General features: G+C 69.2%; 21 protein-coding genes. 11 read left to right on the forward strand and 10 right to left on the reverse strand.

The annotated features are described in order from the left end of the window. Positions 1–32: 32 nt before the first annotated feature. Positions 33–293, reverse strand: coding sequence for a hypothetical protein (locus ACTIGN_RS10055; RefSeq protein WP_439623370.1), 261 nt, complete (start codon positions 291–293; stop codon positions 33–35). 478 nt (positions 294–771) lie between these two features. Between ACTIGN_RS10055 and ACTIGN_RS10060 the strand changes: the two genes are divergently transcribed. After that, the gene (locus ACTIGN_RS10060; protein ID WP_439623372.1) at positions 772–2,631 is read left to right on the forward strand and encodes an SAP domain-containing protein; all 1,860 of its coding nucleotides are present in this window, start codon (positions 772–774) and stop codon (positions 2,629–2,631) included. A gap of 83 nt (positions 2,632–2,714) precedes the next feature. Here the strand turns inward: ACTIGN_RS10060 and ACTIGN_RS10065 are convergent, their stop codons facing one another. Beyond that, positions 2,715–2,975, reverse strand: a complete 261-nt coding sequence (locus ACTIGN_RS10065) for a hypothetical protein (protein WP_439623374.1) — start codon at positions 2,973–2,975, stop codon at positions 2,715–2,717. A 331-nt stretch (positions 2,976–3,306) separates the two neighbouring features. Between ACTIGN_RS10065 and ACTIGN_RS10070 the strand changes: the two genes are divergently transcribed. The 6 genes from ACTIGN_RS10070 (at position 3,307) to ACTIGN_RS10095 (ending at position 9,505) form a co-directional block, all read left to right on the forward strand. Continuing rightward, entirely contained in the window at positions 3,307–4,008 is a 702-nt protein-coding gene (locus ACTIGN_RS10070; protein WP_439623376.1) for a hypothetical protein, read from the forward strand. A 164-nt stretch (positions 4,009–4,172) separates the two neighbouring features. Next, positions 4,173–6,482 carry a hypothetical protein gene (locus ACTIGN_RS10075; RefSeq protein ID WP_439623378.1) on the forward strand — a complete coding sequence of 770 codons (2,310 nt, stop codon included), beginning with the start codon at positions 4,173–4,175 and terminating at the stop codon, positions 6,480–6,482. Between the two features lie 22 nt (positions 6,483–6,504). Further along, positions 6,505–6,849: a hypothetical protein gene (locus ACTIGN_RS10080; protein WP_439623380.1), complete on the forward strand. Its 345-nt coding sequence runs from the start codon at positions 6,505–6,507 to the stop codon at positions 6,847–6,849. A 97-nt stretch (positions 6,850–6,946) separates the two neighbouring features. Beyond that, a complete protein-coding gene (locus ACTIGN_RS10085; RefSeq protein WP_439623382.1) occupies positions 6,947–7,510 on the forward strand; it encodes a glycosyltransferase in 564 nt (187 codons plus the stop codon). A gap of 50 nt (positions 7,511–7,560) precedes the next feature. After that, the gene (locus ACTIGN_RS10090; protein WP_439623384.1) at positions 7,561–9,117 is read left to right on the forward strand and encodes a glycosyltransferase; all 1,557 of its coding nucleotides are present in this window, start codon (positions 7,561–7,563) and stop codon (positions 9,115–9,117) included. A gap of 187 nt (positions 9,118–9,304) precedes the next feature. Then, positions 9,305–9,505 carry a hypothetical protein gene (locus ACTIGN_RS10095; protein ID WP_439623385.1) on the forward strand — a complete coding sequence of 67 codons (201 nt, stop codon included), beginning with the start codon at positions 9,305–9,307 and terminating at the stop codon, positions 9,503–9,505. An 83-nt stretch (positions 9,506–9,588) separates the two neighbouring features. On the opposite strand, the gene ACTIGN_RS10100 is transcribed toward ACTIGN_RS10095, so the two are convergent. From ACTIGN_RS10100 to ACTIGN_RS10110, 3 genes are all read right to left on the reverse strand, one after another. Further along, complete coding sequence (locus ACTIGN_RS10100) at positions 9,589–10,065, reverse strand: hypothetical protein (RefSeq protein WP_439623387.1); 477 nt, start codon at positions 10,063–10,065, stop codon at positions 9,589–9,591. Next, positions 10,059–10,976 carry a hypothetical protein gene (locus ACTIGN_RS10105; protein WP_439623389.1) on the reverse strand — a complete coding sequence of 306 codons (918 nt, stop codon included), beginning with the start codon at positions 10,974–10,976 and terminating at the stop codon, positions 10,059–10,061. Before ACTIGN_RS10105 ends, ACTIGN_RS10100 begins: the two co-directional genes overlap by 7 nt. A 298-nt stretch (positions 10,977–11,274) precedes the next feature. Continuing rightward, positions 11,275–11,832, reverse strand: coding sequence for a hypothetical protein (locus tag ACTIGN_RS10110; protein ID WP_439623391.1), 558 nt, complete (start codon positions 11,830–11,832; stop codon positions 11,275–11,277). Here ACTIGN_RS10110 and ACTIGN_RS10115 point away from each other — a divergent pair. Then, positions 11,831–12,136, forward strand: coding sequence for a hypothetical protein (locus ACTIGN_RS10115; protein WP_439623393.1), 306 nt, complete (start codon positions 11,831–11,833; stop codon positions 12,134–12,136). The genes ACTIGN_RS10110 and ACTIGN_RS10115 overlap by 2 nt on opposite strands. Here ACTIGN_RS10115 and ACTIGN_RS10120 read toward each other — a convergent pair. Beyond that, positions 12,117–12,287, reverse strand: a complete 171-nt coding sequence (locus ACTIGN_RS10120; protein WP_439623395.1) for a hypothetical protein — start codon at positions 12,285–12,287, stop codon at positions 12,117–12,119. The genes ACTIGN_RS10115 and ACTIGN_RS10120 overlap by 20 nt on opposite strands. A gap of 551 nt (positions 12,288–12,838) precedes the next feature. On the opposite strand from ACTIGN_RS10120, the gene ACTIGN_RS10125 reads away from it, so the two are divergent. Then, positions 12,839–13,150, forward strand: coding sequence for a helix-turn-helix domain-containing protein (locus ACTIGN_RS10125; RefSeq protein ID WP_439623397.1), 312 nt, complete (start codon positions 12,839–12,841; stop codon positions 13,148–13,150). Positions 13,151–13,319: 169 nt separating this feature from the next. On the opposite strand, the gene ACTIGN_RS10130 is transcribed toward ACTIGN_RS10125, so the two are convergent. Continuing rightward, positions 13,320–13,604, reverse strand: a complete 285-nt coding sequence (locus tag ACTIGN_RS10130; RefSeq protein WP_439623399.1) for a helix-turn-helix domain-containing protein — start codon at positions 13,602–13,604, stop codon at positions 13,320–13,322. A 66-nt stretch (positions 13,605–13,670) separates the two neighbouring features. Here ACTIGN_RS10130 and ACTIGN_RS10135 point away from each other — a divergent pair, with 66 nt between their 5' ends. Together ACTIGN_RS10135 and ACTIGN_RS10140 are read left to right on the forward strand one after the other, a co-directional pair. Continuing rightward, positions 13,671–13,940, forward strand: coding sequence for a hypothetical protein (locus ACTIGN_RS10135; RefSeq protein ID WP_439623401.1), 270 nt, complete (start codon positions 13,671–13,673; stop codon positions 13,938–13,940). A gap of 381 nt (positions 13,941–14,321) precedes the next feature. Continuing rightward, positions 14,322–14,798, forward strand: coding sequence for a hypothetical protein (locus ACTIGN_RS10140; protein ID WP_439623403.1), 477 nt, complete (start codon positions 14,322–14,324; stop codon positions 14,796–14,798). Positions 14,799–14,993: 195 nt separating this feature from the next. Here the strand turns inward: ACTIGN_RS10140 and ACTIGN_RS10145 are convergent, their stop codons facing one another. The 3 genes from ACTIGN_RS10145 to ACTIGN_RS10155 form a co-directional block, all read right to left on the reverse strand. Then, on the reverse strand, positions 14,994–15,536 hold the full coding sequence (locus ACTIGN_RS10145; protein ID WP_439623405.1) for a sigma factor: 543 nt from the start codon (positions 15,534–15,536) through the stop codon (positions 14,994–14,996). Beyond that, a complete protein-coding gene (locus ACTIGN_RS10150) occupies positions 15,430–16,212 on the reverse strand; it encodes a hypothetical protein (RefSeq protein ID WP_439623407.1) in 783 nt (260 codons plus the stop codon). The genes ACTIGN_RS10145 and ACTIGN_RS10150 overlap by 107 nt, the downstream gene beginning before the upstream one ends. A 106-nt stretch (positions 16,213–16,318) precedes the next feature. Next, positions 16,319–16,912: a hypothetical protein gene (locus tag ACTIGN_RS10155; RefSeq protein ID WP_439623409.1), complete on the reverse strand. Its 594-nt coding sequence runs from the start codon at positions 16,910–16,912 to the stop codon at positions 16,319–16,321. Between the last annotated feature and the right edge of the window lie 31 nt (positions 16,913–16,943).

Genomic DNA, 16,943 nt, shown 5'->3' on the forward strand with positions numbered 1-16,943 from the left:
TGTTGCCAGCAGGATCCGGGGCAGCGGAGCGGTCAACGTGGAGTCGGCAGGGGTGCACCCCAAAGGCGATCAGCGGGGGCGATGCCGTACGCCGCGCGTTCGGCTGCTGCCAGCCACCGGGCGGTAACGATGTCGGAGGTGTGGCTGAGCCTCAGTGCCGCCCGCTGAATGGGGAAGGTGACGGCGAACATCGCGTCATTATTCAGCTCCAGGACGCCGTTATGGGGGAGACCGTCTATTGCCTTCTGGACGTCTGCGATCGCGATGTTTAGTTGCGCTTCGACGTCGCTCATGAGTGCTACCTCGGGAGTTCAGGTAAGGGCCGGAAGAGAGCCACGGTGTCCTCGGTTGCGTGCAGCGCTTTCCACGCGCCCAAGGTTTATACCCGCTTACATGGATGGTGAACGCATTTCGATTAAATTCATTCCATCACCTGGTTGCGAACCCGCGGCTGGGACGGAGTCCCGCGGGGTAGGCACGGCGGCAATCACTGCGCTGTTATCGCGGCAGGCTACCATGCCAGTTTGCCTGGACAGGCAACCGCGAGCCCGGGCCTCACGCTCCCGCGCAGCACGGTCCCGTGCCAATCATGGGGGGCGACGCGGAAATCATCCCGCGCCCGTTGCACACCGCGGGGCAGGGGGGGGCGGGACGCACTCACGCGGTTCAAAGGTAAAGAACTTGGGATTGGACACGCGGGAGACCGTGATGGTAACCTGGTGGGTCACCAACCCGCTTCGAGCGCCAATCGGTATGCCCACCGAGGACGTCATGACCCTCCCCAACCCGTGCGTCACCACCCAGTCCCCCGCGCCCACCGCCGACACGGAAAGCGCCCCCGAGCCCCAGAGCCCAGCGGCCGCCAGCGGTCACGCACCCAGTGAGCCGGTCGGCGGCATTGCCCTTTACGAGGGTACCGACCAGTCCGAGCCCGATGACCAGGACGAGGGGGAGTGGGAAGAGGTCGGCGACGTCGGCCTGCCCCCCGGTGACGTGCCAGGGGCCGTCGGGGCCAAGGCGCCCCGGACCCGCCGCCGCCGCCGGCAGCCCAAACTCGACTCGCCCGAGTTCCGCCTGCGGGGGCGCCGGGCGCTGTGCAAGCGGATCGAGGACATCGCCCCGCTGATGCTCAAGATGGTCAAGCTCCGCGTCGTGACGAGCTACCTGCCCTCCGTCCGCGGGCTCGAGGACGACGACCTGACCCGCATCCTGAGGGACGACGCCGCCAAGATCGCGGAGCGGGGCCGCGTCCTCGCCGCGCTCACCACGCCCGACGCCGACTTCAACCGCAGCCAACTGAAGGCGATGATCCTCGACGTCCTCCTCCAGGAGGAGGTGTACGCACTGCCCGAGAAGCGGCTCGACGAGAAGGTCATCGAGTTCGAGGCCGGGATCGTCGAGCGGTCCAAGTCCCTCGACCTCACCGACCTCCGCAAGTCGGACCCGGACCGGTGGCACCACTTCGACACGTACCGGATCGTCCTCGAGGCCGCGTGGAGCAACGACGGGATGATCTCCCCGGACGAGGCCCGGCTGCTCGCCGTCCTCCGGACGCACCTGAGCATCTCCCGCGAGGAGCACTGGCTCATCAGCGGGCTGCTGAAGCGGTTCCCGAAGGAGGGGTGCGCGCTCCACACGCCCGACGAGGTGAACGACGCCCGCAAGGAGCTCCAGCGCCAGGGCGTGCTGTGGCAGTACCGGGACGAGAACAACCAGAACGTCGACGTGATCCCGGCCGAGGTGGCCGAGACGGTGCGCCGCGACCACGCGGGGCAGGAACTTCAGCGGGTGAACTTCCGCCGGGTCCTGTCGCACGACGGGATCCTCCTCACCGACCTCCGCGCCGCGCTCGTCGCCCGGGGGCTCGACCGGGCCGGGAACAAGGCCGAGCTGATCGAGCGGGTCGTCGCCAGTGAGGTCACGCCGGCCGACGTCCTGGGCGCCCTCGACCGGGACAAGTTGTCGGCGATGTGCGGCTCGTTCGGGCTCAAGTCCGCGGGGGCCAAGGCGGACCTCGTGCGGCGGCTGATCGAGTTCTACGACGACCTGACGTTCGAGGAGCGGGCGACCAAGGACGTGCGGGAGGGGTGGTACGCGGACTACGAGCTCCTGGCGGCCCGGGCGTACGCCGAGCTCCGGGCCAAGAAGGTGATCACGAAGGACCTCGACATCCAGTACCTGTTCGAGGACGCGACCGCGTTCCTGTTCGAGGCCCGGATGCGCGCCGCGTGCGACGTGAGCCGCAGGGACAACCGCGCCGACGGGCGGCTCGCCCTGGAGGCGGACCAGAGCCTGCTGTGGGACTGCAAGTCGGCCGAGGTCGTGGTCAACCTCCAGGACCACCTCGACACCCAGTTCGACGGCTACCTGCGGAAGGAGCGCGAGGCGGGCCGGAACGCGCTCGGGTTCCTGGTCATCGGGCCGGCGTTCACGCCGCAGTCGCTGATCCTGGCGAACCGGTACAAGGCCCGGACGAACTGGGACGTCGCGCTGGTGACGGCCAGCGGGCTGAAGCACTTGGCGGATCGGTGGGCCGCCCTGGAGCCCGACAAGCCGTTCCCGATCCGGCTGCTGAACCGGACCGAGGTGATCGACAAGGAGCGGGCGGAATTCCTCCTGAGCCTCGCGTGACGTGAATTGCGACGAGCCTCGGCGACCCGGACCGCCTTGTCGCTCCGGCCGCGCGGTTCAGACGGCATCGGTCCGCGGCCACCTCAGAGGGCGGTCACCGCGGCACGCCACGACTCCGGCCCGCGGGTAACGACCACCAGCGCCTCCTCCGTGCCCGCGGCCTGCGCGAGGAGCTCGCTGTCGGGGGCCCACGCCGCGCTCCAGCCCACCGCCGCGTAGGTGCCGACCGACGCGGCGTGGTTGGCCATGACCACCATCATCCGGTGCCGGGGGTCGTGGGCCGCCAGCCGCGGCGCGTCGGCCGCGTACCACTCGGTGGTCAGGAACACCTCGGCGGCGTACACGGTCGCCCCGAGTGCCGCGTACGCCGCCGGGTGGGTGGGGGCGGACGCGTCGGCGCAGAGATGGCCAAGCCCCCTCCCCGATCGTGACCGGGACCGCGGTGTCCACGGTGAAGAACCGGGTGCGGTACTCGACGTACCCGTTCACGCTGTACCGCGGCAGCCCGATGTTGCCGGTGAACGACGCCTTGATCCGGACGGACGAGTAGGCGACCGCGACGATCGCGTTCAGCCCCCAGAGGATGTCGCTGCCCCCGTCGATCAGCACGTCGTCGGTGGCCGCCCCGTTGCCTGCCGGATGGCGGCAGGCAACGGGGCCGGGTAGCCTGCCGCGATGGCAACACTCACCGTGACGGACACCGGGGACGGCTCCGGAGCGACCGCGACCGTGGCCGCCAGTTCGGGCGGCGCGAACGGGGTCTACTACGCCGCCGTGGACGGGTCGCTCGGGGCCGTCACGTGGTCCCTCGGCGGGAGCCGGGTCGGCGACGGGGCCGTCCCGCTCGCGCTGCCCAAGGGGTACTACTGGGCGTACTGCCTCACGGGCACCGCCGCCTCGAACCTGGTCTACTTCCAGGTCACCGACGGGGCCGACGCCGTCATCACTTGCTGCTTCAACGCGGTCAAGGCGACCATCCAACTCCTCAACCAGCCGTTCTCGGTCCGGGTGTACGACTCGCAGTTCGCCGGCAACCAGCCGGCGATCGAGTACCCCTGCACGGTGCTCACGAGCGAGGACGGGCAGGACTCCGACGAGGCGGCTCTGAACGGCCGGGACGACCTCGGGCACCCGGTTCGCGTTCAGATCATGGTCCACTGCGTCAAGTTCGACAACTCGATCAAGGACACGCTCCGGGCGTACCGCCAGGCGGTGTTCCGCGCGTTCCACAACCAGCGGCTGAGCGGCGTCACCGAGAGCGTCCGGAACCGCGTGGAACTCGGCGGCATCGCCATGATCCGGGGCGACGCGCCGCTCGCGAACAGCGAACTCACGGTCCGCTGCGTCACCCGCGAGGTCCGCGGCCTGGGCCAGTGATCTCGCCGCCGCAATGCCTTGCCAAAGCTGGACTTGTTCGCCCCGCGGCCCCCAGGTTCGTCTCTCACCCGCTGACTCCACCCCTGGGTGTCACGGGAGCGAGATTCGGGAGCGTGAGGGCTTTTCGAGTGCGGCAAGACCTGAAACGCACCCGAGGTGATCACATGCCGTCGATGCCCGACGCGATTCCCGTCCTGAACACCGAGACCAGCGTCGTCCCGGCGTTCGGGCTGATGCGGCGGATCTCGGTGAACGAAGACAGCGTCCTGACCGTGGGGCGGCCGGACGCCGACGGTCAGGTGTGCCTCGTCAACGGGCCGGTCCCGATCCCCCCGTCGACCTACGGCACCGCGACGGCGAACGGGCAGGGGACGTACAACCCCCGGGTGCTGATCGCCTACGACGCCCAGGACGGGGAGCCCGCGACCGGGGAGACCTGGGGCGCGGCGGCGGGGCAGTGGACGGCCCGGAAGAACAAGGCCGGGTTCCTGATCGACGGCGGGGCCGGCTCCGGGGTGGTGAACGCGGTCCGGTGGCAGGACTGGACGAGTTCGTGGAAGAACGTGGTGCGGTTCGCGACGACCGCGGCCGGCACCCTGACCTCGTCGTTCTGCGCCGGCCAGGTGGTCGACGGGGGGACGCTCGCGGCCGGGGATCTGGTCCTCGTGAAGGACCAGGCGAGCGGGGCGGAGAACGGCATCTACGTGGCCCCCGCGGCGACCGGGGAGACCCCGGTGAGGGCTCTGGGGTCCAACGGCGGCCCGCTGCTCGTCGGCGCGGTCGTGTACGTCAGCGAGGGCACCGCGAACGGGAACACTGCGTGGGCGTGCCAGACCCCGGCCCCGATCACGCTGGGGGCCACCGCGACCACCTGGGCGAAGGTGTTCCCCAGCACCGGCGGCGTGACCGTACAGGACGAGGGCACCCCCCTCACGCCCCGGGCCGCGATCAACTTCATCGGCGCGAGCGTCACCGCCGTGGACGACCCGGGCAACGCCCGCACCAACGTGACCATCAGCGTCCCGCCGCCCACCCGGACGGCCCTCGGGTGCGGCTGGATCCGGGGCGTCGCGAAGGGGTCGGTGTTCGGCGAGCCGCTGGCGTGCCTGGAAATGCGAGTCGTCGGCACGCCGCAGGGGTCGTGCGCCGGGATCAACTGCGCCACCCAGGTGATCCGCCTGGCGTACGACCCCGGCACCGACTCGTGGGTCGGCACGACGTACTTCGCCTACGGCATCTGCGGCGCCGGCATGAGCGGGCTGGTGGTCTTCAAGATCACCGACGACGGCGCCCTCAAGCTGACGATCGCCGGCGTCCCCGGGGTCGTCAACGACTGCCGCGACTCCGGCGCCCTCAGCGACGACACGTACGTCGAGTTCGCGTTCGGCGGGGCGGTCCTGTGCCGCGACCTGGTTCCGCCCATAGGCAACTGCTCGGCCAACTCGTTCTACGTCCGCCTGCGGTGCGTCTCCTGTAGCGGCCCGATCGGGTACGACTGCGTCGACGGCACGTGCACCCCGACGTCCGGCGAAACCGCGCCGTTCGCCACCCTGGCCGCCTGCGTCGCGGCCGGGTGCGCCGCCCCGACGACCACGACCACGACCACCACGACGAGCACGACCACGACCACCACGACGCCGCCGCCGTTCTTCTGCTGCGACCCGGGGCCGACCGGTGACCTGTGCGCGACGTACTCCAACGCGGTCGGCCTCACCGGCCTCGGGTCCGGCGGGACGTGGGTCCGCTCGTCCTACTCGTGCGGCGGCGGGGCAACCTGCGTCACGTGGTCGTCGCCGGCCGGGTTCTGCGGCCTGGCGGCCGGCGCGCTCGTGTTCCGGTGCGGATCGGGTCCGGTCGACCCGGCCGGCCAGTACGGGATCGGGTACAACCCGTCGCTCGTCCCGACGGTCTCCCAGGGGACCGTCGTCGGTCAGTGCTCGCCGTCGTTCGCTGTCACCATTCACCTGTCGTTCCCGGCCGGGGTCGGGACGTGCGGGGCCGGGTCGGTCGACATCCACCTGGAGCCGGGGACCTGCACCGGGACGACCACCAGCACCACCACGACAACGAGCACCACGACGACCACGACGGCTGCCCCGACCACGACCACCACAACAACGCCCGAGCCCGGGTTCATTCCAAGCACGACGTGTGCGGCGGCCCCGACCGGCGCTCTGGCCACGACGTACACGGTGTCGATCCCGTCCGGGTCGGGCACCCGGTTCGTCCGCGTCCCAGTCTCCCCAGGTTCGGACTACTACGTCGAGGTCATCGCCCCTTGGGCGAACGCGAACGGCATCTCGGTCTACACCGGGTCGAACTGCGACGCCCTGTCCTTCAAGGTGTTCATCAGCGGCCCGTCGTGCAACGAGTTTACGTCCGGGGGCGGCGAGACGTACGCCTACCTGTTCATCTCGGAAAGCATGAGCGGTGCCCAGACGATCCAGTTCGTGTTCTACAGCGGCTACTGCTGACGCCGCCAAGGGGGAAGGATTCATGTTCGACCCGAGCGTCTACGTCGATGCTGCCCGGATCCCCGTAATGCCGGGGCCGGTGGCGTCGCCACACACGGCCCCGCCGCGCCTGACCGCGACGCTGCCGAACCTGCCGTGCCGGTTCCGCGGCGCGGCCACCGGGCACACCGCCCCGTGCCAGGTGTGCGGCGGCGGCACCGTGCAACTACCGCTCCTGGCATGTTCGTACCACGGGGTCTGCACCCACGCCGGCAAGCTCGGCAAGCTCCCGAACGGGAACGCCGTCACCGACTGCGCCGTGTGCCGCGACCGCCAGGAGCCGGCCCCGCCGGCCGCCCCGCTCGTCACCGTTCCGAGGTTCTCGTGAGCACTCCTTTGACCGGCGAAACGCGGCCGTGTACGACGCGCGCCACCACCGCGGCCGGTACGCCGGCAAAGTGCTGCTTCGCGGCGCGGGGACTGAAATGATAACCGTCGTCACGCCGCTGAGCCGGCTGCTCAACTTGCCCGCCCTGGAGGAGACGGTCGCGGCGATGCGGGCCGCGAGCCGGTGGCCCGTCCGGTGGTACGTCGTGTTCGACCCGGCCGTCGCCCCCCGGCCGGTCCTGGGGGCGTGGCGCACGGGTTCGGCTTCCGGCAACAACGCATTCGGGAACGCGGCCCGCAACCGGGCGATCGACGACATCGACGCGGGGTGGGTGTACTTCCTCGACGACGACAACACGGTCCACCCGACCCTGGTGCCGGCGCTGTACCGGGCGGCGGACGATTCGACCGCTCCCGGGTTCGTGGTCCGGCTCCTCAACCGGGACGGCAGCGAGCGGCTGCCGGCCCGGCCGGACGCCGGCGTCGGAGAGATCGACACGGCCCAGTTCGTGTGGGACCGATCGGCCATCGGCGGCGTGCGGTGGGAGTTGAACCGGTACGACGCCGACGGGGACTTCTTTTACCAGGTCCGCGCCCGGGCCGGGGTGCCGCGGATCGCGGCCGGCGGCGCGGCGTACTACAACGCCCTCCGCGGGGGCTGACCCCCGGGGGCGGGCGTCCACCCGACAACCAACGGAAAGGTGCGTGCAAGTTGCCCGCGAAAGAATTAACCGTCGGCATGGCCGTGTACAAGGAGTTCCCGCAACTCTGGTTCACCCTCCAGGCGCTGCGGGCCTACCACGGCGACTGGTTCGACCTGCTCGTGGTGGACAACGCCCCCGAGCGGTCCCGCGCGACCGAGGCCGCGACCCACGCCGCCGGGGGGCGGTACGTCCACCGGCCCGACCTGACCGGCACGAGCCGGCCCCGCGACGCCGTGTTCCGCCTCGCCGACACCGAGTGGGTGCTGTGCTGCGACGCGCACGTCCTGTTCGAGCCGGGGTCGCTCGAGTTCTTCCGCGACGGCCGGGCCAACCGGCACCCCCACGACCTCGTGTCCGGGCCGATGGTGAGCGACGACGGCCGGGGCCTGTCGACGCACTGGCGGCCGACCACGCCGCCGGGCCTCTGGGGGGTGTGGGACCACGACCGGCGGGCCGACGACCCGGCCGGGGAGCCGTTCGAGATCCCCATGCAGGGCCTGGGCGCCTTCGCCATGCGGCGCGGGGCGTGGGTCGGGTTCCACCCGCTGGCCCGCGGGTTCGGCGGGGAGGAGGGGTACCTGCACGAGAAGGTCCGGCGGGCCGGGGGCCGGGCGGTGTGCGTGCCGGCGCTGCGGTGGCGGCACCTGTTCCGCGACCCGTCGGAGCCGGTCCCGTACTCGGCCAAGGTGGACGACCACGCCCGCAACCTCGTCCTCCAGCACCGCGAGTTGGGGATCGAGGCCACCGACGCCATCCACCGGGACTTCGGCCGGCGGCTCCAGCCGGCCGCCTGGGACCGCATCCGGGCCGAGGGCGAGGCGCTCCCGTTCGGCGGGCCGCCCCTGCTCCCGCGGCTGAACGTGCTCGGGGTGTGGTACAGCGACAATACCGCCCCGGAGGGACTGCTGCGGAAGTCCCTGGAGACGGCGCGGTCGGCTCAGGATTGGGCCAACCGATCGGGGCAGCACGCCGCGAAGGTGATCGCGGTCCCGTGGTCCGAGGTGGGCGGCACCGCCGTGCGACAGGACGTCTTCCGCGGGGAGCAGAGGCGGTCCCACGCCGCGATCGTCGGGGCGATCCGGCAAGCGGTCCGCACCGCGGACTCCGAGAGCGACATGGCCGTTGACGTCGTCTGCTGCCTCGAACACGACGTGCTCTACCCGCCCGACTACTTCACCACCGTCGCCGACACGTTCGGCCGGTTCCCCGCGGCGAACGTCGTATCCAACCTCGATTACATCGGGCTGTCCGCCCAGGGTTGGCAGCCGGTCAAGGAGCGGCACGAGCCGCTGCACCAACTCTCGTTCCGCGCGCCCGTCCTCGCGGCCAACCTCGACCGCGCCGCGGCGGACTGCGAGCGTGACGGGTGGTGCCTGCTGGAGCCGCAAGGGGACCGGCCCGACTGGGTCCGCGTCGGGGCGTCGCCCGGCCTCGGGGTGATGCCCAGCGTCCACGTGAACCACATCGCCGGGCGGTTCACCGGGCACGGCGACGTGTGCTACGGGCCGGCCGCGGCCGACCGGCACCCGCACTGGGGCGAGGCGCGGAAGTGGTGGCCCGCGTGACGGGCCAGTGACGGCGTCGGGGGGCACGAAGTGCAGACCGTCGGGCCTGTAGCCGTTGCGCCGGTCGCTCGCCCTGTTCGCCCGAACCCGGACCGGGGCGGCCGCCCCGCGTGCCCCGGTCCTCAAGCCTCCCGACGCTGGTGCCGATACCGCTCGTGCCCCCTACCACCCCCCAGGAGCGCGCTGCGTGACGCCGTTCGAATGCCCCGACCGCAAGTGTCCGAAGTGCGAGAGCACCCAGTACCTGTTCCGGGCACGCAAGACGGTGCCCGGCCCGAACGGGCCGGAAGTGGAGACTAAGTACCGGTGCCAGGCGTGCGGGGCCGTGTGGGCCGCTCGGGTGCCCGCACCGGGACGGCCCGAGCAGCGAGAGGGTGACGCGGCCTGACCCGGTTGTAACTCACGTCACAGGGTGGCCATTGGGGTCGGCCAGCAGACCGCGTTGAGGTGCGTCCCGCCCTGACTACCCGGTTACGCTGCGGCAGGAGACGGCGATGTGTCTTTTTCTTCGTTCCAGGCCTGGAACAGGGCGGACATGTTGAATCCAATCTGAATCAAGCTGACGACAAGCGCTCCGACCGCGAGGAGAGCAAGAGTCCCACAAACCACAACCGACCAGAACGACGGGTAGAGACCTACCGTGAACTGTGCGATCGATGTTAATAAAGAGAGCGCGATGGAAGCAATGAGAGCAATTCCAAGATTCTGGAGCGGCCGGTAGTAGCTTCTTTTGCACCCAACCTGACGCCGCTTCTTAACCCGATCGGCGTATCGGGTCTGATCATAATATTGTGCCTTCAAATTCATTATGATGAATGTAGTCATGGTCAGCAAAAACGACGACATGGTTAGAAAACCGGTGAACATGCCGGCTCTCAGATTTGCAGCATAGTAAGCCCACACTGGGTCTACAACCGCAGTGGCTGGATCACAAACCGGTGTCAGCATGGCGAATCTCCAAATTCCGCCGTGTTCTTTTTCATCAACTCAACCATGTATTGTACCAGATCGCACTCGATCACGCGATCTACGTTGAGGAAGCCTGCCGAAACCTTGGTATCGTAGTCCAGCACATCATACACACCTGGTGCGTTGGTGAGCGGGTACGACACCTCCCCACGGGTTGGGTCCATCCCGGTGACCCTTCCCTGCTTGGGCTTGAGCGTTCGTAACCAACCTTTAACCCGCGCCTTGAGGTCCGCAGGAATTGCATTCGCTCGAAACTTGACCTTGGTTTGTTGATACTTGATCGCATCGCCTGCGTCATGGAACGCTGAAGTATTCGGCATTGCCGATGTGACGGTATATTCCAAGGAACTCACACGGCTCAGGCTGTCGATCCAGGTATCAAGGTCGCCCGCCTTGATCTTGATGGCTACAGCGAGGCGGTCCTTATATCTCTTCTTCACACGACCTACCTCGCGGGCGTCCCCCTTTGCCCTCTCAGTACCCCGGTCGATGCGCCTCGCCCGAAGCGCGTCGTATCGCGCCGCCATGAATTGATTGAATCCCTTCGGCCTTAGCGTGTGATGATAGTACAGATACAGGCCATGCAAAAGCCCCTGGCTCGGCAACGTATTGATAACGAACAGATTAAAATCCACCCCCGGTCGATTCTTCTTGAACGAGGTGACATGAACCTTCAAGTTATCCAGTTCTAGCGTGGTGAACTTCTTGTTTGTTTTTTTGGATAGGACGGCACCAACGATGAAGCCCTCATGCTTGGCGCAAGCTATTAGCCGTTGGTGCTGTCGGAACTTGAACTGCCGGGAGTGCCATTTGAGAAACGCATTACAGAACGCAACAGGTCCAACTGCGGGCGGAACCTTCCAATCGAACCCAGCAACGTACATCTTCATCGGCGGACCCTGGGCGACGCGGTGGTTCGGCGGTGTTGATCGTGCAGTACTCCGCTAAAGGTCGCACGTATCATCTCTTCTGGCAAGTGAGAAACTAAGAGAAATACCGGTCGCGCTCGGGCCGCGACATGCTCAGCAGACCGAACCAGGTTCGATGACGAGAATAATGCTGATCCCAGGTACCCCTATCGCTGGCGCCCCCGTATCGCCACAAACAGGCGCGTATGCCCCCTCCCGAGACGGGCGAAGGTGACGCGGTCTGAAGCGCCACCGCCCTTCATCCCCTGGTGGCCACGACTCACTTCGTGTCGGCCGCGTCGAGGTGTGCCGCGATCTCCCCGCCCGGGATGCGATCGAACTCGTGCCCGTTGGTGCAGAGCGCGATCCAGTGGTGCTCTGGCGACATCATCGCCGCCCGGCCCTGAAGGATTGCGAACTGGGTGCATTCGTAAGCGAACCGCACGGGGAAGTTCGGGGGCAGGCTTTCGCCGCCGGCCGGGGTCATGCGGAGGAAGAACGACTCGTACCCGCCCGTCTCCAGTCCACCGACATTCCCGGGCATCCCGACCGCCGGTCGGGGCGTGTGGGCCTCCCAGACCGTCTTGAGGGACACGTCGGGGATCGGCTCCGACCAGGTGTTCATCAACTCCACCCCTAGTGTCCGCTCGCCGCTCGGGGCCTGAGCGATACCGAGCCGCCAGCGCACGCTCCCCTTCGGGATCACGTCCCCGACGGTGCGGGCTGCTTCGATGAGCGGGGCGGTGTCCGGGGTCAGGTCAGCCCGAAGTGGATGGTGTGCGACCGCGGAAATCACGACGAAGCTGATGAAGGGGGCGATCCTCGCGACATGGATCATGACCCCGCCCTTCTCGACCGTGAAGTCGGCCGTGGCTCCGGCGCTCGGCCTGAGTCGGACGGTCGCCTTGGAGCAGAAGTCGGCCAAGGAGCGGCAGAAGTGGGACCCCCGGTCGCGCGAGAGGGTGGCCAAAGCTGTCGGCTGGAGCGGCAGCACTTCCGAGAAGGCGAAGAAGGTTGCCGAGGCCGCACGGGCCGACCCGAATTGGCTCGGCGGTCTGCCCGTGCTGATGGACACACCAGCAAGTAGGAACACCGTCGGCCCCGGGCACACCACGGCCGCACTCACGCCTGGTCGTCCGTGATCTGCCGCAAGACGGTGGCGACCCCGCGGATCTCGTCGTCGAGTTCGGCCGGGACCGGGTCGCCCTGGTCGATCAACTCGGCCCGCACGCGGCGGAGCCTCCGGAGCTTGGACTCCAGGGTGGCCACCACGTTGCAGGTAGACTCGGGCATTGTCCCTGGGGTTCATGAGCGGAGCGGGCGAGGGGCTGATTCAGCGGGCGGTGGGCAAGCCGGCTTGTGCGGGCTGCGGCCTGGTGGCGCGCTTCCGTGGGGTGGCCCGCGGTCGCGCGGTGCCGGAGGCCGCGGGTGCGGCGGCCCGCTCGGCCGCGTACCGCTCGCGCCAGGCCAGGATGGAGGGGCTGAAGATGTTCGTGAGGGTTGGTTCGGTGGTTCGGGTCACGGGACGCTCTTGGGTGCGGGTTCTGGGTGCGGGCCTCGGTCGGCCGCCGCGCACCAACCGAATGCACCCGCCGTGCCGGTCCGGCCGCCAAGCCCATAGTTAAGCGTTGACGCCGCCACCGACCCCCGGATGCAGATCCACAGTCGCACCGCCGGATCGCACCGAATGCGCGGGTCGATCCACTCCCGCGGGTCAACCCGGGCGATGCACGTTCCGGCCGATGCAGAGCCCCACAACGTAGAGCCCGGCCACTCGACCGCCGGGGTATGTTCGTGATCGTCTCGAAGTAGAGTCGACGCACCCTGACCAGAAGGAGCAGAGCATGGGACGCCCGAGGACGGTGTACACCCCGGTTGACACCGGGCCGACGCCCGAGGCGGTCGCCCTGGACGTCGTGGCGGAGGGCGTGCTGGGGGTGGCCGCGGCGGGGAAGTTCTGTGCCCACTCAAGGCGGTGGGTGTACGAGCGGATCGCGGCCGGCGAGGTGGAGTCGTTCAAACTCTTCGGCAAGCGGGTGATCCCGGTGAAGTCGCTCAGGGCGTTCCTGGCCAGGCACATGCTCGCCGACCTGCAGTCACCACCTCAACTGGTCGGACCCGGGCGCGGTCGCCATGCGGGCTGTAAAGCCGCATGATGCCGATCGCGGCTCCTGACGAGGGGGGCGATCGCCCCCTCATCAGGAGCCGTTCGCGACACCCGGATCGCTGCGGGCGGGGGGCGTTCTCAGTCGAGTTCCAGACGTGACCACGAGGTTCCGGTTGCCCCGTCGGTTACTTCTCACCATCGGCTTTTTTCGGGGCCGGTCACTTCTTCGACTTCGGTTTCACCTCGGGCGTCTCCACCGTCGCCGGTTTACGACCTGGCTTCCGATCCGAGTCTCTCCAGGCCTCAGCGCTCGTTCGATCCACCAGCCAGTCCCGCCCGACCCTCCGGCCGATGATCTTCCCAGACTTCAGTAGTTGACGAACGCGACTGTCGTTGCAACCGATTAGCTGCGCGGCCTGTGCCGTCGTCATGTGATTCTCCATGAGCATATCATACCGCACGCGGGAGGAAATTTCCAGAATTCCACTCCGATCGACTTGCATATCATACCGCTGGCGTTAGGATATGTGCAGCGAGGCACACCCGCCCGCCACACACGAGGACGTGAGATGGCCGCCACCAAGCTCCAGAATGCCACTGAGGCCACGACGGACGCGACCCGCGAGAAGCTGAACGCCTGGCTGCGGCGGGCCATCGGCGAGATGCAATGGCTGAGCCGCAACGTCCACGACAAGTCCACGCCGTTCGCCAGCGCGTTCACCGAGGACGAGGGCCAGGAGATCGCCTTCCGGATCAGCACGAGCCTGGACGTGCTCGAACACATGCTGGAGCGATTCGACCTGCCGGAACCGCCCCCGGAATTCGCGGACGCTGCCTGACCCACCCCGATCCATTCCCCCACCCGCCCTGAACCACCTCCCGGAGCCCGTCCCTCACGGCCCAGGCGATCGCCTGGGCCGACCGTCTTCCCACTCGCACTCTGGCTCCACCCCTGGGTGTCAGGGGAGCGAGACGAGAGAGCGAGAGCCACATTCCACCCTCAGCATCTCGTCTCGCTCCCTCTGACACCCAGGGGTGGAACGAGATGCGCGGCACAGCGGATGGGGGCCCGCTGACGGGCGTAACATCTTTCAGGGCAATGACGCCCCGACAGCAAACCCGCCACCAAACGTCTCGCTCCCGCCACGCGAGACGTGAACGCCATCGGCCACCATCCTGCTCCGGTTGAACCGACCGAAGCCACTCAACCCGAGGACCGCATGCAACGCATCTACTCCGTTGGCTACGCCCAGCACTCTCCCGACTCGCTCAAGGAACTCGTGACCCGCCTCCGGGCCACCCTCGTCGACGTCCGCTCCCGGCCCTCCGGCCGCGTCAAGCGCGGCTTCTCCAAGGCCGACCTCACCGCACTCCTCGGCGACCGGTACGAGTGGCACGGCAAGGACCTCGGCGGCATGGGCCAGGGCGCGACCCCCGCGGGCATCGAACGCCTCGCCAAGGACGACCGCCGCCTGATCCTCATGTGCATGGAGGACGCCCCGGGCGACTGCCACCGTTTTCAGAGCGTCGGACTCCAACTGTTGCTAAAGGGGATCGAGGTGCATCACGTCTACCACGACTGGGTGATCACGACGTCCGCACTCAAGGCCGCCCTCGACGACCCCGACCCAGAAGCGGAACCGGAAGGGACGGACCTGGCGGACGAGTTCCGGGCCGCAGCCCTGTTGCCCGGGTAGGGACCGCTGAAATGCCCCCGGACCGGGTGATGGCGAGGCGAATGGTGACCAAGGCCACCCGCGGAAACGGCTCTGGCGATCCCGGGGCTGCGTTCGGGCCGAGAAGTGGGCACAGACCGGTTCGAAAGCTCGATCGGCCCGTGCCGGGCTACTGATGGCGTTTTGTACACTGGTGGGCGGCCGGGTGCCTTGCGGTCACTCCTCGTCGTCCCGGTCCGGAGGAACGAGGGCACCCCGCAAGTGAGTCAAGCCGCGCGCGAGGGCACCCTTGTCGGCCACGGGGGCATCGGTCCAGAAGCGGGCGGTCACCGCCTCCCGCTCGTCGTCCGGCAGGGCCGCGAGGGCGGCCCGAACTGCGGCGGCGCGCTCCGCGGCGGCGATCGCCTCCCCCGGCCCCGGGCCGCCCCGGGGGTCGGCGACCACGGCCGCCAGGGTGCCGCCGTCGTCCGACGCCAGCGGGGCCGACAGGCTGACCGCCGCGAGCGTCCGCCGGTGGGCCTCGCGCAGCCGGCCGGCCGTGGTCCGCGCCACCCGCGTCAGCCAGGTGCTGAACCCACCCCGCGACGGGTCGTGACTGGGGAAGTAGTGGAGGGCGCGGAGGGCGATCTCGCTGTGGAGGTCCTCGGGGGTGCTACCCGGGCACCGCCGCGCCAGGCGGATCGCCAATTTCCAGAGGTACCGGTCCCACTTCGCGAGCTGCTGGTTCGCGGTCAGGGGCGGTTCCGTCGCGGCGGCCATGCTGCTCTCCCGTGTGCGCCTCGTAGAAGCTCCGGAGCCGGTCGCAGGCCGCGCCGGCGACCCACCTCTCGGGTGACCCGCCCCGCCCGCGGCCCGTGGCGGCCTCCAGGCGCTGAAGGGCCTTGCGGATGCCGTCCTCGCCGACCGCGGCCACCACCCCGCGGGAGACGAGCGACTCGGCAATGCTGCGGGTGCCCCACCGCTTCGCACCGGCCGGCGGGGGGCCGCACACCAGGTCCAGGAGCGCGGCGTCGAAGGCGGCCGTGAACTTGAGGGGGCCGCCCCCGGCCCAGGGCTCGCCGGGCGCGGGCGTCGGGATCGCCCGCGGCGTCAGGCCGGCCACCCCGACGGGAACCTCAACGTGCGCGGGGACGATCCCGCGGCGCTGCAGGTCGGCCACGGCCGCCGCGATGCTCGTGTCGCCCGCCCAAGCCTTGACGAACTCCCGGCTCGCGCGGCCCGCCGCCCACTCGGCGTCGTCGGCGGAGTTGCCGTGCCGGGCGGGCGAGAAGATGCCCAAGTTCAGTGACCGCCCCCGCCGGTCGGCCGCGCCGGGGATCCACACCCGGGCCTGCCAGGCGTTCCCCTTGACCCGGCGCGTGTTCCGGTAGCGGTTGCTCGGGGCCATCCGCCGGCGGGGGCCGGGCGGCCGCGCGGGCCGTCGTGGTCGTGGCACGGTGGTCACCTCCGACAGGGTGTGGGACGGGCGACGACGGGTCTTCGCGTGCTGCTGGCGCCCTCGGCCGCCAGCGAGGACCGGGCCGACATCCCGGGCGGTCAGGTCAGTCCGGGGCGCTCTCGTCCACCGGCGGGTTCACCTTCGCCGGCCCGTCCACGATCAGGATCGCCGCGCCCCGCTCCCCCGACGCCGCCTTCACCGTCGTCTCGGTCTTGTCCTTCCGGCCGAAGTCCTGGCTCTCGCACCGCTCCAGCCACCAGGCCGCCGCGGTCCACTGCGCCGCGGCGAACTTCTCGACCACCTCCGAGGTACCGTCCTGATGGTGAAGCGTCCGCCGCTCCACGACCTGGGAGCCAAGCGCCGCGCGCTGGATGATCTCCACGTTCCGCTTGATGGCCGCGCCCCGCGCCTTTTCCAGGGCGTGCCGCAATTCTGCTAACGCCTGCTGGCGTTGGGGTAACGTCAACGTGTGGTCGCCGGCCATCCACTTCGCGAAGACCGACGGCGGGAGCCGGGTCCGCTGGTCGCGCCCCTGGCGGAGGTAGCTCATCAGGGTGGACGCGCCGACGCCCGCGCACTGGGCCGCGGCCTTGCGGGGCAGCCCGTTCGTGGTCGCCTCGGCCAGTGCCTTGAACACCTGGGGCGTCAGAGCGAACGGCCGGCCGGTGCGGGCATTACCCTTGGAAGTGGAACCCATTGCGCGCCCCCGTGAGACGTGCAGTTTCGGG

Source organism: Gemmata sp., assembly GCF_051859125.1.
In the GTDB taxonomy this organism is placed as follows: domain Bacteria; phylum Planctomycetota; class Planctomycetia; order Gemmatales; family Gemmataceae; genus Gemmata.

Excerpts from the sequence above, each read along its gene's own strand:
- ACTIGN_RS10060 (WP_439623372.1), top strand. The coding sequence starts at position 772 with ATGACCCTCCCCAACCCGTGCGTCACCACCCAGTCCCCCGCGCCCACC.
- ACTIGN_RS10120 (WP_439623395.1), bottom strand. The coding sequence starts at position 12,287 with ATGCCCGAGTCTACCTGCAACGTGGTGGCCACCCTGGAGTCCAAGCTC.
- ACTIGN_RS10055 (WP_439623370.1), bottom strand. The coding sequence starts at position 293 with ATGAGCGACGTCGAAGCGCAACTAAACATCGCGATCGCAGACGTCCAG.
- ACTIGN_RS10075 (WP_439623378.1), top strand. The coding sequence starts at position 4,173 with ATGCCGTCGATGCCCGACGCGATTCCCGTCCTGAACACCGAGACCAGC.
- ACTIGN_RS10100 (WP_439623387.1), bottom strand. The coding sequence starts at position 10,065 with ATGCTGACACCGGTTTGTGATCCAGCCACTGCGGTTGTAGACCCAGTG.
- ACTIGN_RS10085 (WP_439623382.1), top strand. The coding sequence starts at position 6,947 with ATGATAACCGTCGTCACGCCGCTGAGCCGGCTGCTCAACTTGCCCGCC.
- ACTIGN_RS10070 (WP_439623376.1), top strand. The coding sequence starts at position 3,307 with ATGGCAACACTCACCGTGACGGACACCGGGGACGGCTCCGGAGCGACC.
- ACTIGN_RS10080 (WP_439623380.1), top strand. The coding sequence starts at position 6,505 with ATGTTCGACCCGAGCGTCTACGTCGATGCTGCCCGGATCCCCGTAATG.
- ACTIGN_RS10140 (WP_439623403.1), top strand. The coding sequence starts at position 14,322 with ATGCAACGCATCTACTCCGTTGGCTACGCCCAGCACTCTCCCGACTCG.
- ACTIGN_RS10115 (WP_439623393.1), top strand. The coding sequence starts at position 11,831 with ATGACCCCGCCCTTCTCGACCGTGAAGTCGGCCGTGGCTCCGGCGCTC.
- ACTIGN_RS10155 (WP_439623409.1), bottom strand. The coding sequence starts at position 16,912 with ATGGGTTCCACTTCCAAGGGTAATGCCCGCACCGGCCGGCCGTTCGCT.
- ACTIGN_RS10110 (WP_439623391.1), bottom strand. The coding sequence starts at position 11,832 with ATGATCCATGTCGCGAGGATCGCCCCCTTCATCAGCTTCGTCGTGATT.
- ACTIGN_RS10130 (WP_439623399.1), bottom strand. The coding sequence starts at position 13,604 with ATGCAAGTCGATCGGAGTGGAATTCTGGAAATTTCCTCCCGCGTGCGG.
- ACTIGN_RS10135 (WP_439623401.1), top strand. The coding sequence starts at position 13,671 with ATGGCCGCCACCAAGCTCCAGAATGCCACTGAGGCCACGACGGACGCG.
- ACTIGN_RS10145 (WP_439623405.1), bottom strand. The coding sequence starts at position 15,536 with ATGGCCGCCGCGACGGAACCGCCCCTGACCGCGAACCAGCAGCTCGCG.
- ACTIGN_RS10105 (WP_439623389.1), bottom strand. The coding sequence starts at position 10,976 with ATGAAGATGTACGTTGCTGGGTTCGATTGGAAGGTTCCGCCCGCAGTT.
- ACTIGN_RS10125 (WP_439623397.1), top strand. The coding sequence starts at position 12,839 with ATGGGACGCCCGAGGACGGTGTACACCCCGGTTGACACCGGGCCGACG.